The sequence below is a fragment of the Pedobacter petrophilus genome, from assembly GCF_009674725.1.
Lineage (GTDB): Bacteria > Bacteroidota > Bacteroidia > Sphingobacteriales > Sphingobacteriaceae > Pedobacter > Pedobacter petrophilus.
This window is the reverse complement of sequence record NZ_WKKH01000004.1, coordinates 34,911-50,448: the sequence shown is the minus strand read 5'-3', so window position 1 is coordinate 50,448 and position 15,538 is coordinate 34,911. Positions and strand designations below refer to the sequence as shown.

The window sequence follows — 15,538 nt, the reverse complement described above, 5'->3', positions numbered from 1 at the left end:
GGGCATAAAATCTATAATGGCTACCTTTGCTTTAGAAAATTAATTCCTTATGACTAAAAACACAATCGTTTCTCCTATTATTGAAAAAACCGTTTTCCCAATTCTTTTTGCGCTCAGTTTTTCACATTTGTTAAATGATACCATTCAATCATTAATTCCGGCCATCTATCCCATTATTAAAACGAATTACCGTTTAAGCTTTTCGCAAATAGGATTAATTACGCTCACCTTTCAAATGGCCGCATCTTTACTGCAACCATTTGTAGGTTTATATACCGATAAGAAGCCACAACCATATTCTCTGGCTATAGGAATGGCGTTTACGCTTACCGGCTTAATTACATTATCGCAGTCTGCCCATTTCTATACCATGTTAATTTCTGTTGCTTTTATTGGCATCGGCTCTTCCATATTCCACCCTGAAGCATCAAGAATGGCACATGCTGCATCTGGCGGAAAGCGTGGTTTAGCACAATCGGTCTTCCAATTGGGAGGAAACGCAGGGAGTTCACTAGGTCCGTTATTAGCCGCCTGGATTATTGTACCTTATGGGCAATTTAGTGTAATCTGGTTTTCTGCAATTGCATTGCTGGCCATTGTAATTCTAACTTATGTAGGCAACTGGTATAAACGGTTTGTACTTGCCAGAAGTAAGAAAGAAGCTATTCAAAGTGAGGTAAGCCCATTTTCAAAAAATAAGGTTATTTTCTCTGTAGTGATTTTACTGCTTTTAATTTTTTCGAAATATTTTTACATGGCAAGTTTAACCAATTACTTTACATTTTATCTGATCAATAAATTTCAGGTTTCGGTTCAAACCTCGCAAATTTATCTATTTGTGTTTTTGTTTTCGGTGGCTGCGGGAACTTTGCTGGGTGGGCCAATTGGCGATAAAATTGGGAGGAAATACGTAATCTGGACATCTATTTTAGGAACAGCACCCTTTGCTTTGCTGCTGCCTCACGCTAATTTATTCTGGATAGGGGTATTAATCGTTCCTATCGGGATGATTTTAGCTTCAGCATTTTCTGCTATCTTAGTTTACGCGCAGGAGTTGATTCCAGGTAAAGTTGGTCTGGTGGCCGGTTTATTCTTCGGCTTCGCTTTTGGAATGGGAGGGATAGGATCTGCCCTGTTAGGGAAACTTGCCGATTCTAAAGGGATTGAATATGTCTTTAGTATTTGTGCCTTTCTTCCTTTAATTGGTTTGCTTACTGGTTTTCTGCCAAATATAGAAACCAAGAAAAAATAGGTATTTAAATGAAGGTGAATGTTGTTCGTTGTTCGATTATCGTTTCTCGAAGTCCGTTTGCCGCATATGAGCAAATCCATCTATCTTTTTTAGGTGTCTCACGAACCATAAAATGCAAAAGGCCTGCTCATGATTTATGAACAGGCCTTTTGCATTTTTTATCATGAAGAGTTTTTCGTTTCCAGTCTTTTAACTTTTAACCTTTAACTTTCAACCTCCTTACGCTTGTTCAGCCAATACTTTAGTAACTAAATCTGCAGCTTCCTTTAACGCAATTGCAGAGTAAACTTTAAGTCCGGACTCATCGATTAATTTCTTGGCTTCTTCTGCGTTTGTACCTTGTAAACGGCAGATGATTGGCACAGGGATATTTCCGATTTCCTGGTAAGCATCAATTACACCTTGAGCAACACGATCGCAACGAACAATACCACCAAAAATGTTAATTAAAATAGCTTTAACGTTAGGGTCTTTCAAAATGATATTGAAAGCCGCTTTAACCGTTGTTGCATTTGCTGTTCCACCAACATCTAAGAAGTTAGCGGGTTCACCACCAGCTAATTTAATAATATCCATAGTAGCCATTGCTAAACCAGCACCATTAACCATACAACCTACGTTACCATCAAGGTTCACAAAGTTAAGGTTAGAAGCACTAGCTTCAACTTCTGTTGGATCTTCTTCTGCAGTATCACGCATTGCTGCATAATCCGGGTGACGGTATAATGCATTCTCGTCGATATCTACTTTAGCATCTACAGCAATCACTTTATCATCAGATGTTTTTAATACCGGGTTAATTTCAAACATAGAAGAATCGGTAGTATCGTAAGCTTTATATAAAGCAGTTACAAATTTAACCATCTCTTTGTGTGCACCACCACTTAAACCTAATTTAAATGCAATTTTGCGTGCCTGAAAACCTTGTAAACCAACTTTAGGATCAATTTCTTCTTTGAAAATTAAGTGTGGCGTATGTTCAGCAACTTCTTCGATATCCATACCACCTTCAGTACTGTACATGATAATATTGCGACCTTTTGCACGATCTAACAATACTGAAATGTAGAATTCTTTGGTTTCTGAAGCACCTGGATAATAAACATCCTGAGCAACTAAAATCTTGCTTACCAATTTACCTTCTGGTCCGGTTTGAGGGGTAACCAATTGCATACCAATAATATCGGTAGCACGTTGCTTAACTTCTTCCAGGTTTTTAGCTAATTTAACACCGCCACCTTTACCGCGACCACCAGCGTGGATTTGCGCCTTAATTACCACCCAATCAGAGTTATAATCGATCTTTAATTGCTTGGCAGCTTCAACAGCTTGCTCCGGAGTATCGGCAACAATTCCTTCTTGAACGTTAACACCGAAACTTTTTAATATTTGTTTACCCTGGTATTCGTGAATATTCATTTGCTACAAAATTTGCCCAAAGCTACAATTCTAAAGCCTTTAAACAAATAGTATTTGCCGATTTTTTACAGAAAATGAACGTTTTATGTGAATAGGGGAAAAGAGAATTGTAGCAGCGATGATTATTTTACTGAAACATAAATTATACTTCATTTAGTTTTAAAACAAATGAATGTATAACTGGCGCCTTACAACACTTTCTCCGCTAACTTTTGAATGTCATTTTTAAATTTCTGATCGAAAACAGCTTTTAGCTTTTCGGTTTTTAAATCATAAATAAAATATTCAATTTCATTTTTGCTTTCGGATTCTTCATTAGGAAAACCTTTTATCAAATTGATCAATATCAGATTATGTTTGCTGTCTAACTTCCAGCTCATTAGCCTGTAATTTTTAGGGATTATGCTCTTGAAAGATTTTCCATATAATGATGAAAGATAAAGCTTTCGAGAGTCTTTTGGTGTTAATTTTTTATCTCCATCATCATCCAAATCAGTTACATCGTAGTAAATAAATTGATCAGATAACGAAGGCGGGTTGTCCGGACCTTTTTCTGAATCACCAATTTGATAATTATTAATCAAAACCTTTTCGCTTGTTAACAAATCCCTGGTGCCTGAGATCACGTTATAAAATACTAAGTTCCAGTAATTGCTTTCTACCTCCCTTTTATAACTTTCTAAATCTTGCGCTAATCGCAAAGGATACAATAGCACATCCGTATTTTTTACAGGGGTTGGCGACTCATATTGTACTTTCGCATACTTATTATTACTTGTGGCGCTTTTAAAGGTTTCTTTAGTATTTGAATTTGTTTTTTCGTCCTTTATACAGGAGGATGCTGTGATTAAAAAGAGGCCGAATAATGCTATTGTATTTTTCATTTTGTTAGTTTAATTTTTTAATTGCGTTTTAAAAGGCATTCCTGGCATTACATCCACCTGGAATGCATAAATTGATGTCTTAACTTCCGGCGAAAGGAGTGCCGAAAATGCCAACGGCCAGCTCTGCCCAGGTTAAAAATAATAGCAGTAAAATTACCACCAGAAGTATGGTTCTTGATAAGCCGGTTTTCACATACCTGATCACCAATTCTATCGCTAAGCCAGTGCCTAGCAGCAGCACTGCGGCTATTACGAAATCTGAAAGTGTCCAGTTTACTTCTTTTGTAAACTGCATGGCAATCAAAGGGATGCTTAAAATGAAAGCAGTGGTAATCAGAATAATCCTGATTCTTAGTTTTGATGAATTAAGTGTTTGTTGATTTGTCATGATGTATTAAATTTAATAATTTTTAGTAAGTATTCACTTGAACGGATTATTTTGATTGTTTAATTTTGAAGTACGCGGCTGCTTTCCAATCCTGAAGATTCCAGGATGCCCAGCCTGCTTCCTCATAGCGTTCTTTAAAATAGCCGATGCGTTTATCCAGTTGATTGCCATAAAAATCTGCAGTTTGAGGCTTTGCAGTCTCCCTATCATCATTTATTTTCGGGGAAGTATAGTGGAGTTTCGACCTGTGTTTATCCAGCACAGGTAGTGTTTTATCAGACAGAGAAAGCAGGTAATCGGCATCTAACGAAATTTCTTCACTCTTTGACAGGTTATATTTTGCGATTGCTACATCCCAGTTGATCACACTGAAAGCCAGAAGCAAAATAAACCATACACTTCCATTAATTTTAAAGAGATAAAACAGTGTTTTTTGTTTAGCCACTTTTGCGTAAACCGTAGCTAAACCGATTATGCAAAGCAGTGAAAATACTAAAACGCCGATTCGCTTGTGGGTAAGGCCGTAAAACTCGATATAATATCCATCTTTGATTAAAACGGAGATAATGAGAATAACATTCTGAATCATCCAGGTAAAGGCAAGTGTTTTGAGTGTTTTGCTTTTGCTGTAAAAATTTAAGTTCCCACGGAAGAAATAGAGGATAACCGCCATTGCCATAATGATGCTGAAGATCAGTGAGTTGGTGCCTTCATGTAGCGCGCCCGAAAAACCGCCCGCTGGTTTATAGCCAAACCAAAGCGTTGAAATGTCAATCACGTTTAATAACAAGAGCAGGAGATTAAGCGCCACAAATGAAATGACGCCGGTAATATATTCGGTTTTGAGTGCCATTTTTCTCGTCAGCAAACTCCCGGCAAAGGTTTCTATTACCAGGTACCACAGCGTTTTCTGCTTTGCTCCCAATTTCACTCTGTTTAATTGTTCAGTCGCTTTTAATTCTGCGTTTTGAACAGTTTTATTGAGAAATGCTAACAACAAACCACTGGTTAACACTATGCCAAGGCAAAAGTGGAAGAAACGCGCAACATCTAAATCTTTAAAAAAGAAGTGAAGAACACCTTCAAAGAAATTGAAAATGCTGGTTAAAATGGTTTCAACGTAGTGCGCAAACAATGCGTTGGCAGCAGCGTAAAGAACAGTGAAAAAGATTACGGCAATAACCGGAATAAAAATGTATTTGATTAACCTGAAAACGGGTTTCATGTTAAAGTTGCCTACGCTTATTTTACTGAGGTTCGTTATGGCATTAAAGGGCGTGGTGATCATTTGGAGAATTGCGGCCAGCAAGGCCGCAAAAACCGATCTGATTTGCTGGTTATGACTAATCCCGATAAATACCAGCAGGCTAATATAATAGGCAGCGATTGATAAATCAGTATTGTTAACGACCACCAAAACAGCCGAAAAAAGATGTGCTAAGCCGTAAATTTTAAATTTTTTGCTTTTTGATACTTCAGGATTTAGATAAGTTACTGTTAAAATAAAGATGCTGTAAATCAATAAGTTAATCGCCAGTCTTTCTTCCCAAAACAGAAAGCTGAACAGCAAGCCGCCAAATAGGCTGGCTAGAAGTAAGTGGTTAGATTTATTTTTCATAACTGTTTAATTATTTTTTAATGAATGACGATGGATAGGTAAAAGATGCTTAGCGGAATATTGAGTAATACACAAATGATGGTTGCAACGATCTTTTTCCAGTGTAAGGTTTGAGTGAAAAGTGCTATAATCAATGCCAGTAGAATAAGGACATTCGCAAAAACGGCGAACAGGATATAACTGATGCCTATCGAAATCAAAGAATCTTGTTTGCTTATGAGGTAAGCAAGCAAAAGAAATGTTCCGGCGGCAGCCGAATAAATCGCTGCCTTTTTACCAATTTGGATAATTTGTGGTTCCATATTTTTGATTTTGAAAGTGCTTTGAATTTCAAAGTAAATAGATAAAAAAAATTGTTTATAGTTTCTTAATCATTTTTTCCAGCGCATCTAAATGCGCTTTAAAGGCTTGTTTTCCAATAGGAGTGATGGCATAAGTGGTACTGGTTTTACGACCAATAAAACCTTTATGAACTTTAATAAACGCTGCTTGTTCGAGGGTGTTCAGGTGCGAAGCCAGGTTGCCATCGGTAAGTTCCAGCATCTGTTTCAAATCGTTGAAGCCAATTTCGGTGTTCACTACAAGCATAGACATTACGCCTAACCTAATTCTGCTATCAAAAATTTTATTTAAATCTGCTATCGGGTTCTTCATCTTACTCGCCTCTCTCGTATTTAAAATACATTACTAACCCGTAAATAATATGAAGTACACCAAAGCCAAATGCCCAGAACCATAAGTCATAGCCTGCGTAAAACATGCAGATTACGCCAAGTATCACCTCCAGATAACCCAAATAACGGATGTCGCTAAAGGTAAATTTACTGGCATTAATTAGCGCCAGACCATAAAAAATTAAACAGGTTGGTGCAATAATGCTGTAAGTGTTTGGATGATTGATCAGCAATGCAATAATAAATAAGCCACCGGCGATTAATGGTGTCATCAAATTCACAAACAGGGCCTTAGATGTTTTATCCCAGATGGGAAGATTATCCTGCTGACTTTTTCTGTACGAAAAAAGCACGCCTCCTGCTAAAGCAACAAACAATACAATTAAACCAAGTTTAATCAGGTTAAACTCCAGATCAATTTCGCCTTGTACACCATAGGCATACCCTCTTTTGCCAATAAATTTTTCAATTTCTTGATTTGCAAAATAAGCACCAATTAATGCTATACCACCAGCGAAAACGCCAGATAGGCCACTCAAAGAAATAAACCTGGTTGATCTATCCATCATTTGTCTGATGTCTTTTAAGGCGTTCAATTGTTCTTCTGATGTAGTCATTTTGAAAGTGCTTTGTTTTTCAAAGTTAAATAAGAAAATGAGATTAGCAAATTTTATTTTATAAAAAAGGAAAGGGAGATAGGAGTTTTTAGTTTAGGGTTGGGAGTGCTGGGTACAGAATCAGGCGTGCGTAAAGGAGTTTTTTAGTATTAAGAGTTGAGTAGCAAGTAGCAAGTATCTGGTTTCGGGACAGGCGGCCAATTAGGGTAAAAGGGCTTTTAAATAAATTATGGGGCTAGGCTATTTGGTTTTGATTTCTATTGTATCCAGGGCTGATGACTTAAGACTCATGACTTTTGACTCGCAACTCAAAACGCCCAACTCTGCATCCCAGACTAAAGACTCACGACTTATGACTCGCAACTCAGAATGCCCAACTCTGCATCCCGGACTAAAGACTCACGACTCAAATGACTCACGACTCAAAACGCCCACTCAAAACTTTATCCCCTTCAATAATGTCTTTTTTATTAAATTTGGAACATGCTAAAAGCCACTGGAGTAAAAAAATCGTACGGAAATCTGCAGATCCTTAAGGGGGTGAATTTCGAGGTGCAAAAGGGAGAGATTGTAAGTATAATTGGGCCATCTGGTGCTGGGAAGAGTACTTTGTTGCATATTTTAGGTACGCTTGATAAACCGGATGAAGGTGCTGTGGAATTAAAAGGGTCGGTTATTAGTAAGCTTTCTGGCGATTTACTGAGTACTTTCCGCAATCAAAATATTGGCTTTGTGTTCCAGTTCCATCATTTGTTGCCAGAATTTAGCGCTATAGAGAATGTTTGTATTCCAGCTTTTATCGCAAAAACCAATAAAAAACAAGCAGAAACCAGGGCTTTGGAATTATTGGATTTGTTCGGACTTAAAGACCGGGCGCACCATAAGCCGAATCAATTGTCTGGTGGCGAACAGCAACGCATCGCGATAGCAAGGGCTTTGATTAATAATCCATCTATTATTCTGGCAGATGAGCCCTCTGGAAATCTCGATTCGGAGAACGCATCTGCTTTGCATCAACTCTTTGTGAGTTTGAGAGACAATTTTCATCAAACATTCGTAATTGTTACGCACAACGAACACCTGGCTAAAACAAGTGATCGGGTAGTGACCATGAAAGACGGTTTAATTGTCTAAATTCAGCGTTAACAATTGTTTAGGTGCCGGTTTTAGGGCTTAACATCAAATATTTAAATACAGTTAATACATTGAAAATACTTATTACAGGCGGGAACAATGCAAAGGCATTGAAGCTGATGAAGGCTTTCCCTGGCCATTTTGTTTTACTTGCAGATTACGGTGATGTACCGAGCATAATTACTGAAAATTATGCTTTCGCCACTTTAGGAGTGCTTAATAAAGATAGTATTGCTCATCTTTTACTCAATTATTGCATCACCGAGGCAATTGACAGCCTTATTCCATTGCATGACTACGAAATAACGCCATTAGCAAAATCGGCAGTTTTATTTGGTGAATATGGTATTCAGGTCCTTACACCACAACCAGAATTGATTGAATCTTATCTTTCAATAGAAAAAAATACGTTTGATAATTTTGTTGTATTTATTCACGGAGAATGCATTTTTGCCAGCGGAGGTGAAATTTTTATCCGGCGTGAGGATGAATTAAGTGGTGTATTCGGCTATAATTTGCCTGATGATGAACTAAAACTCTTTACCGTTTAGCAGAATATGGAAATTTCTCAGTTATTGAAAGATAAACAAGCTGTAATATTCGAGTTGGATAATGTTTTGTTTCCCGAAAAAGATTATCTCTTACAAGTATATTACCTGTTTGCGCAATTTATAGAATATGCCGGGCAGAAAGAAGCGCAGCCTGTTTTAGCGTTTATGCGGTCGGAATTTGAGCAATCTGGTTCGGATTTGTTGTTCGAAAAAACAGCTGCTCAGTTCAAAATCGACCAAAAATACCAGTATAATTTCGACTTGTTGCATCAAAATGCCCGGTTGCCTTTAAAGCTGTTGCTTTTTCAGTCGATGCTCAACTTCCTTCAGGAACTCGTAGTTAACCGAATCAAAATCTTTATTGTAACAGCAGGAAATCCGGAGCAGCAACTTAACAAAATCAAACAGACGGAATGGAATGGATTAGAACAATATCTCACTGTTTATTTTGCTGATGAGTTGAAACAATCAAAGGCAGAGATTTTTCAGAATATACTTAGCAGTAATAATTTATCGGCTGAACAGGCACTGGTTGTCGGCGCAAATAATTTTGATGCACAACAATCCAAATCAGGTAATTTGCCGTATATTGAGTCGGTTAAAATTTGCTAATAAAGTATGTTTGGAATAAATTATACGCAGAAAATTTTTCTGGGTTTTTTAATGGTATCATCAGGATTAATTATTTCTTGTAAAAAGAATACTCCTGCGGAAGATAGTCAATCTGGTGTGTCAGAAAAAAATGATTTACAAACGCCAACAAGCAATCGCAGTTTCCTGACGAAAGACTCAATTTTTCTTTATGCAAAACAAACCTATTTCTGGAACATCGGAATGCCAGCTTACGATGATTTTAACCCGCGTAAATACAGCAGTAATGAGCAGGTTCTGGCTGCGCTAAAGGCATTACCCAGCACAGGTGGTAAAGACAAATATTCTTTTATTGATGATGGAAGTGTTGCTGGTCAACTGAGCGGAGTGAGTGGCGATTATGGCTTTTCTGCAAATTACGATAGTGGAGATCTTCTTCGTGTAAAATATGTTTATGGAGGTTCTCCGGCAGGCGTTGCCGGACTTAAAAGAGGAGATGTCATTTCCAGGGTTAACGGCAGGACTACGTTAAGAACCAGCCAGACGGATATTGATAATTTAAACGATGGAATTTTTGGAAGCAACCCAACCATCTCACTCACCATTACGAAAGCGGATCAAAGTATACAGAATCTGGTTGTTGCCAGAGGATCATATAACATTAATCCCATTCTGTTCACCAATACGTATAATGCGGGGAATAAAAAGGTGGGTTATATTGTGTTCAACAGCTTTACAACGAATTCGGTTCCTTTGCTAGATGCTGCTTTTAGCAAGTTTGCTACAGATGGCGTGACTGAGTTGGTGGTAGATTTGCGTTACAATGGTGGTGGTTCTGTTGCAACATCTGAAGCGTTTACCAATTTGATTGCACCTTCTGCTCAAAACGGGAAAATAATGTACACGACCTACTGGACTAAAACCATGCAAGATCATCAGGCAACCATATTGCAGAATCAAAAGTTTTATGATACAAATTCGAGCGGCATCAAAATGTTATATTCGATGTTCGATTATGATTATAAGCCGATTGCAGCTTCTGGGAATCAGAAATTCTTTAAAAAGAGGGGATCGCTTAATGGCTTAACAAGAGTGTATTTCCTGGTAACCGGCAGTACAGCTTCAGCCAGTGAATTGCTGATCAACAATTTGAAGCCGGTGATGGATGTGAAATTAATCGGCCGGAAAACCTATGGCAAACCAGTTGGTTTCTTTTCCATTCGCATAGATAAAAGCGATTTGTATATTCCTCAGTTTCAAACTAAAAATTCTGCTGACTTTGGTGATTACTTTGATGGCATGGCCGTTGATAAAGACCTTGCAGATGATTTAACTTCGGATTTTGGTAATCCAGCTGAAAGCCTGCTTGCGCAAGCCCTTAACTACTCTTCTACAGGAAGATTCACCTCATTTACGAAAGAAAATGCATTAAGCAGTACCAGTGGCATTTCCAGGGAGCAAATTGACCAGGTAAATGAGAAATTAAATCACGAATTTAAAGGAATGATCGAAACCAGAAAGCCTATTCTCAAATAAACAATATTAAGATCATTGATTCAAAGCCGGCAATAATTATTCCCGGCTTTTTTTATCAAATATTTACATTAAAAGCATTTTAAAGCTTGTTTTTTCTGCTAAAAATTGATAAGCTTGTTTAACAATACTAGTTAGAAGCAGATTATGTCAATAGAGATTATAGCGAAAGAACACATAGAATTTTTAAATATCATCAATGCAAAAGAAGACCAGACGATAACGCTAAAAACAAAACTTGGTGAGGCCCAACGTCTTGGAAACGAATTTAAATCAAAAGCAGTAATTACGTTTAATACCACAATAGGTCCGAAACGTGTTGATACAACCGTTTGGGCGGTAACAGAAAATTACGTTCAACTTAAAAATAATATCCATATCCCACTTAAAAGCCTAATCGACATCGAATTTTAGGTTAATTTTTTAAGGAAATAAATCATCCCGCATTTATTAACCTTAACCTAAAATGAATGAGTACGATCCATAAAATCGCCTTAACCTTTATCAAATCAATTGGGCCGGTAAATGCTAAAAACCTACTGGCTTATTGCGGCAGTGCCGAAGCTGTATTTTCCGCCAGTCGCAAACAATTGCTTCAAATTCCTGGAATAGGTGAAAAAACCGTTGATGCAGTTTTGAAAACGAATGCCCTGGAGAGGGCGGAAGCAGAGTTTAAGTTTGTAGAAAAGCATGGCATAGAAGTTTTGTTTTTCTCTGATGAAAACTATCCGCGGCGACTGAAAAATTGCTTTGATTCGCCCATTCTCCTTTATTTCAAAGGTAAGGCAGATCTTAATCATCCACGCATCATTAGTATTGTAGGAACGCGGAATTCGACCGATTACGGTAGAAATTTATGCAAACAGCTCTGCGAAGTACTGGCACCTTACAATGTTTTAATTGTGAGTGGTCTGGCATATGGAATCGATGTTACCGCCCACAAAGAATGTATCGCAAATGAAATAACAACGGTTGGCGTGCTTGGGCATGGCTTAGACCGGCTTTATCCGCAAATTCATAAAACTGTTTCACAGAAAATGGTTTTAAACGGCGGCCTGCTTTCCGAATTTCCAACCCTTACAAATCCTGACCGGCAAAATTTTCCTCAAAGAAACCGGATCATAGCCGGAATTGCAGATGCAACAATAGTAGTAGAGGCATCTATTAAAGGAGGAGCATTGATTACCGCTGAAATTGCCAATTCCTATAATAAAGACGTTTACGCTTTTCCAGGCAGAACGAATGATGTATTTTCTGAAGGATGCAATTTCCTGATCAAAACAAACCGGGCCGGATTAATTAACAATGCAAAGGATTTAATCTATTACCTGGGTTGGGATGATGAGGTTAAAGAGCAGAAAAAGAATGCACAAACCACGCTGAAACTGAACCTTACTGCAAATGAACAGAAAGTAGTTGAGAGTCTCCATGCGGGCCAGCTCGCCATTGATCAGATTTGTATCCATCTGAATATTCCGCAGAGCAAATTGGCCATCGTGTTGCTTACTTTAGAAATGCAGGGCATTATTATTTCCTTACCGGGGAAAGTTTATAAGCTGGCTTAAGGTTGGCCACAGATTCATCATTTTTATCAGGCTTTCGAACCTTAATCTGAGCGTCTGCACCTACCCAATAACGTTCATTTAACAGCTATTCCGAAGATCACTATTGTGTTTTGCCCAATAATCAATCTATAAAGCCCATAATATTTATAGATTATGCAATAAAATTCTATTTAATCTGAAATTTCGGAATAATATTTCAAATAAAATATTAGTGATAAAATACTTAATGCCTTTGCTTAATTTTGCACCATGTGGTATAACAATATTTTAGAAACTATCGGCAACACGCCTTTGGTGAAATTAAATACAATAACGAAAAACGTTCCGGGTACAATTTTAGCCAAAATAGAAACTACTAATCCGGGCAACTCAATCAAAGATCGCATGGCGATTAAAATGATCGAGGATGCGGAGAAAAGCGGGAAGTTAAAACCAGGCGGAACTATTATTGAAGGAACATCTGGAAATACAGGAATGGGTTTAGCTATGGCTGCCATTGTTAAAGGTTACAAATGTATTTTCACCACAACTGATAAACAATCTAAAGAAAAGGTAGATGCTTTACGTGCTTTTGGCGCAGAAGTTATTGTTTGCCCTACAAACGTAGAACCCGAAGATCCACGTTCTTATTATTCGGTTTCTTCTCGTTTAGAGCGCGAAGTACCAAATTCATGGAAGCCCAATCAATATGATAATCTGGCAAATTCCCAGGCGCATTACGAGCAGACTGGTCCGGAGATTTGGGAGCAGACTGAAGGTAAGATTACGCACCTGGTTGTTGGTGTAGGTACAGGAGGAACGATTTCAGGAACAGGTAAATATTTGAAGGAAAAGAATCCTAATATTAAAATCTGGGGAATTGATACTTATGGTTCGGTTTTCAAAAAATATAAAGAAACAGGCATTTTTGATAAGGATGAGATTTATCCATACATCACCGAGGGGATTGGAGAAGATTTTTTACCAGCCAATGTAAACTTTGATGTAATCGATTTATTTGAGAAAGTTACCGATAAAGATGCAGCATTAATGACCCGTGATATTGCCCGTAAGGAAGGTATCTTTGTTGGAAATTCGGCCGGAGCTGCTATTGGCGGTTTAATTCAGTTAAAAGATCAGTTAAAGCCTGAAGATATTGTTGTGGTTATTTTTCATGATCATGGAAGCAGGTACATGGGTAAAATGTATAACGAAGACTGGTTACGTGAACGTGGATTTTTACAGGATGAAAAACTAACGGCAAAATCGATTTTAGCTAAAAAAGAAGCCACTGAAATTGTAACGCTTGATGCCACAAAATCTGTTCTAGAAGCGATCAACACGATTAAATCAATGAATATATCTCAGATTCCGGTTACCCAACAAGGTATGATTGTTGGTAAAATTGCCGAGAGTGAGATTTTATCAGCATTACTGGAGAACCCAGGCTTGAAATCTGCGCAAATATCAGAAATCATGACTGCCACATTCCCATTTGTAGATCTGAATACTTCAATAGATAAAATTTCTTCGCTAATTAACAGAGAAAATTCTGCAGTATTGGTAGAAGATGAATCGGGTAAAATTGAAATTATTACGCAATATGATATTATCAATGCGATATCGGGCTAGGATGGGGGCGCTGGCCGTTTATTGTTAGTTCGTTTATCGTTTATCGTTGTTCGTTTTTGGCCTGTTAGATTGATTTAGTCTTTAGATAATTGGTGCTTTGCTACAGAACGATTGTTCTTGCGAGATTGCTTTTTCAGCCGGTACTGTCTCCCCCGGTCCAGGGAACAATCTGTTTAGCAGGGTAGATTGCGCTCTCGCAACTCCTCGAAATGGCGATAATTTCATAAAAATGCCCGGTTAATTTTAACCGGGCATTTTTGTATCATTAAATTCTAAAGCTTTGGGTTTTGCCCTAAACCTTCTACCTTTAAACCTTCAACCTTAATGGCTTGGTGCATCCGCATTTACACGCTTAATCTGTGCACCCAAAGCACGCAAACGCGTATCAATATCCTGGTAACCACGCTCAATCTGTTCGATGTTATAAATTGTAGATTTACCTTCTGCAGATAGTGCAGCAATGAGTAAAGAAACACCAGCCCTGATATCAGGAGAAGTCATGCTGATTCCACGAAGTTTATATTTTTTATCAATTCCGTTTACTGTTGCACGGTGTGGATCACAAAGGATAATCTGAGCACCCATATCGATTAATTTATCTACGAAGAACAAACGGCTTTCGAACATTTTCTGGTGAATTAACACGTTTCCTTTTGCCTGTGTAGCCACAACTAAAACAATGCTTAGTAAATCAGGAGTGAACCCCGGCCATGGTGAATCGGCAATCGTTAAAATGGAACCATCGATAAAAGTATCAATTTCATAATGCTTCTGAGATGGAACATAAATATCATCGCCTCTGCGCTCCAGCTTAATTCCCAGTTTTTTAAATACTTCAGGAATCACGCCCAGTTCATCATAACAAACGTTTTTAATGGTGATTTCAGATTCTGTCATTGCTGCCATACCGATAAAAGATCCGATTTCGATCATATCTGGCAACATTCTATGTGCTGTTCCGCCTAAAACTTTAACCCCTTCGATACTTAATAAATTTGAACCAATGCCAGTAATTTTTGCGCCCATGCGGTTCAGCATTTTACAAAGTTGCTGCAGGTATGGTTCGCAGGCCGCGTTGTAAATGGTGGTGGTTCCTTTTGCTAAAACAGCAGCCATTACAATATTTGCCGTTCCGGTTACCGATGCTTCATCAAGCAAGATATATGCACCTTGCAAATTCGTGGCATCTACATTGAAAAATGCTTTTTTGCTGTCGTAAACGAATTTTGCACCTAACTTTTCGAAACCAATAAAGTGGGTATCTAACCTTCTGCGGCCGATTTTATCACCTCCCGGTTTAGGAATCGCTGCCTTACCAAAGCGGGCTAAAAGTGGACCAACAATCATAATCGAACCGCGTAATCCTCCGCCTTTGGTTTTGAAAACATCAGACTCGAAAAAATTTAAATCGATATTTTTAGCTTCAAAAGTGTAGGTATCTTTGTCTATTCGTTCCACAACAACACCTAAGTCGCCTAATAATTCAATCAGCTTATTTACATCCTTAATATCTGGAATGTTGCTGATGGTTACCTTTTCTTCCGTAAGCAATACCGCTGATAAAATTTGTAAAGCTTCGTTCTTGGCGCCCTGAGGAGTAATTTCGCCTTTTAATTTAATGCCGCCTGTGATCTCAAATGCGTTCATATATCTTTTTAGTATTTAGTATCACGTATCAGGCAATTGGTTAGGGCAGCGATT

16 protein-coding genes are annotated in these 15,538 nt (G+C 38.0%); 8 read left to right on the top strand and 8 right to left on the bottom strand.

Going from position 1 to position 15,538, the window contains the following annotated elements; genetic code table 11:
* Positions 1-49: 49 nt before the first annotated feature.
* Positions 50-1,252, top strand: a complete 1,203-nt coding sequence (locus tag GJU39_RS03480; protein ID WP_154279307.1) for an MFS transporter — start codon at positions 50-52, stop codon at positions 1,250-1,252.
* Positions 1,253-1,471: 219 nt separating this feature from the next.
* Here GJU39_RS03480 and sucC read toward each other — a convergent pair whose 3' ends face one another.
* The 7 genes from sucC to GJU39_RS03445 all read right to left on the bottom strand — a co-directional run bounded on the left by sucC (position 1,472) and on the right by GJU39_RS03445 (position 6,852).
* Entirely contained in the window at positions 1,472-2,671 is a 1,200-nt protein-coding gene (gene sucC / locus GJU39_RS03475) for an ADP-forming succinate--CoA ligase subunit beta (protein ID WP_154279306.1), read from the bottom strand.
* Between the two features lie 188 nt (positions 2,672-2,859).
* Entirely contained in the window at positions 2,860-3,555 is a 696-nt protein-coding gene (locus GJU39_RS03470; RefSeq protein WP_154279305.1) for a hypothetical protein, read from the bottom strand.
* A 79-nt stretch (positions 3,556-3,634) separates the two neighbouring features.
* The gene (locus GJU39_RS03465; protein WP_154279304.1) at positions 3,635-3,943 is read right to left on the bottom strand and encodes a hypothetical protein; all 309 of its coding nucleotides are present in this window, start codon (positions 3,941-3,943) and stop codon (positions 3,635-3,637) included.
* 46 nt (positions 3,944-3,989) lie between these two features.
* The gene (locus GJU39_RS03460; RefSeq protein WP_154279303.1) at positions 3,990-5,561 is read right to left on the bottom strand and encodes a DUF4153 domain-containing protein; all 1,572 of its coding nucleotides are present in this window, start codon (positions 5,559-5,561) and stop codon (positions 3,990-3,992) included.
* A gap of 17 nt (positions 5,562-5,578) precedes the next feature.
* A complete protein-coding gene (locus GJU39_RS23775) occupies positions 5,579-5,863 on the bottom strand; it encodes a hypothetical protein (RefSeq protein WP_245227679.1) in 285 nt (94 codons plus the stop codon).
* A 55-nt stretch (positions 5,864-5,918) separates the two neighbouring features.
* The gene (locus GJU39_RS03450; protein WP_154279301.1) at positions 5,919-6,215 is read right to left on the bottom strand and encodes a winged helix-turn-helix domain-containing protein; all 297 of its coding nucleotides are present in this window, start codon (positions 6,213-6,215) and stop codon (positions 5,919-5,921) included.
* Between the two features lies 1 nt (position 6,216).
* Positions 6,217-6,852: a hypothetical protein gene (locus GJU39_RS03445; RefSeq protein ID WP_154279300.1), complete on the bottom strand. Its 636-nt coding sequence runs from the start codon at positions 6,850-6,852 to the stop codon at positions 6,217-6,219.
* A 483-nt stretch (positions 6,853-7,335) separates the two neighbouring features.
* Here GJU39_RS03445 and GJU39_RS03440 point away from each other — a divergent pair, with 483 nt between their 5' ends.
* The 7 genes from GJU39_RS03440 (at position 7,336) to GJU39_RS03410 (ending at position 13,837) form a co-directional block, all read left to right on the top strand.
* Positions 7,336-7,986, top strand: coding sequence for an ABC transporter ATP-binding protein (locus GJU39_RS03440; RefSeq protein WP_154279299.1), 651 nt, complete (start codon positions 7,336-7,338; stop codon positions 7,984-7,986).
* Positions 7,987-8,057: 71 nt separating this feature from the next.
* Positions 8,058-8,537 carry an ATP-grasp domain-containing protein gene (locus tag GJU39_RS03435; protein ID WP_154279298.1) on the top strand — a complete coding sequence of 160 codons (480 nt, stop codon included), beginning with the start codon at positions 8,058-8,060 and terminating at the stop codon, positions 8,535-8,537.
* 6 nt (positions 8,538-8,543) lie between these two features.
* Positions 8,544-9,149 (top strand): HAD family hydrolase, encoded by a 606-nt coding sequence (locus GJU39_RS03430; RefSeq protein WP_154279297.1) that lies wholly within the window; start codon positions 8,544-8,546, stop codon positions 9,147-9,149.
* A gap of 6 nt (positions 9,150-9,155) precedes the next feature.
* A complete protein-coding gene (locus GJU39_RS03425; RefSeq protein WP_154279296.1) occupies positions 9,156-10,664 on the top strand; it encodes a S41 family peptidase in 1,509 nt (502 codons plus the stop codon).
* Positions 10,665-10,808: 144 nt separating this feature from the next.
* Entirely contained in the window at positions 10,809-11,075 is a 267-nt protein-coding gene (locus tag GJU39_RS03420; protein WP_154279295.1) for a hypothetical protein, read from the top strand.
* A 56-nt stretch (positions 11,076-11,131) separates the two neighbouring features.
* Positions 11,132-12,226, top strand: coding sequence for a DNA-processing protein DprA (gene dprA, locus GJU39_RS03415; RefSeq protein WP_154279294.1), 1,095 nt, complete (start codon positions 11,132-11,134; stop codon positions 12,224-12,226).
* 249 nt (positions 12,227-12,475) lie between these two features.
* Positions 12,476-13,837 carry a pyridoxal-phosphate dependent enzyme gene (locus GJU39_RS03410; protein WP_154279293.1) on the top strand — a complete coding sequence of 454 codons (1,362 nt, stop codon included), beginning with the start codon at positions 12,476-12,478 and terminating at the stop codon, positions 13,835-13,837.
* A gap of 321 nt (positions 13,838-14,158) precedes the next feature.
* Here the strand turns inward: GJU39_RS03410 and murA are convergent, their stop codons facing one another.
* A complete protein-coding gene (gene murA, locus GJU39_RS03405; RefSeq protein WP_154279292.1) occupies positions 14,159-15,484 on the bottom strand; it encodes a UDP-N-acetylglucosamine 1-carboxyvinyltransferase in 1,326 nt (441 codons plus the stop codon).
* Positions 15,485-15,538 lie beyond the last annotated feature (54 nt).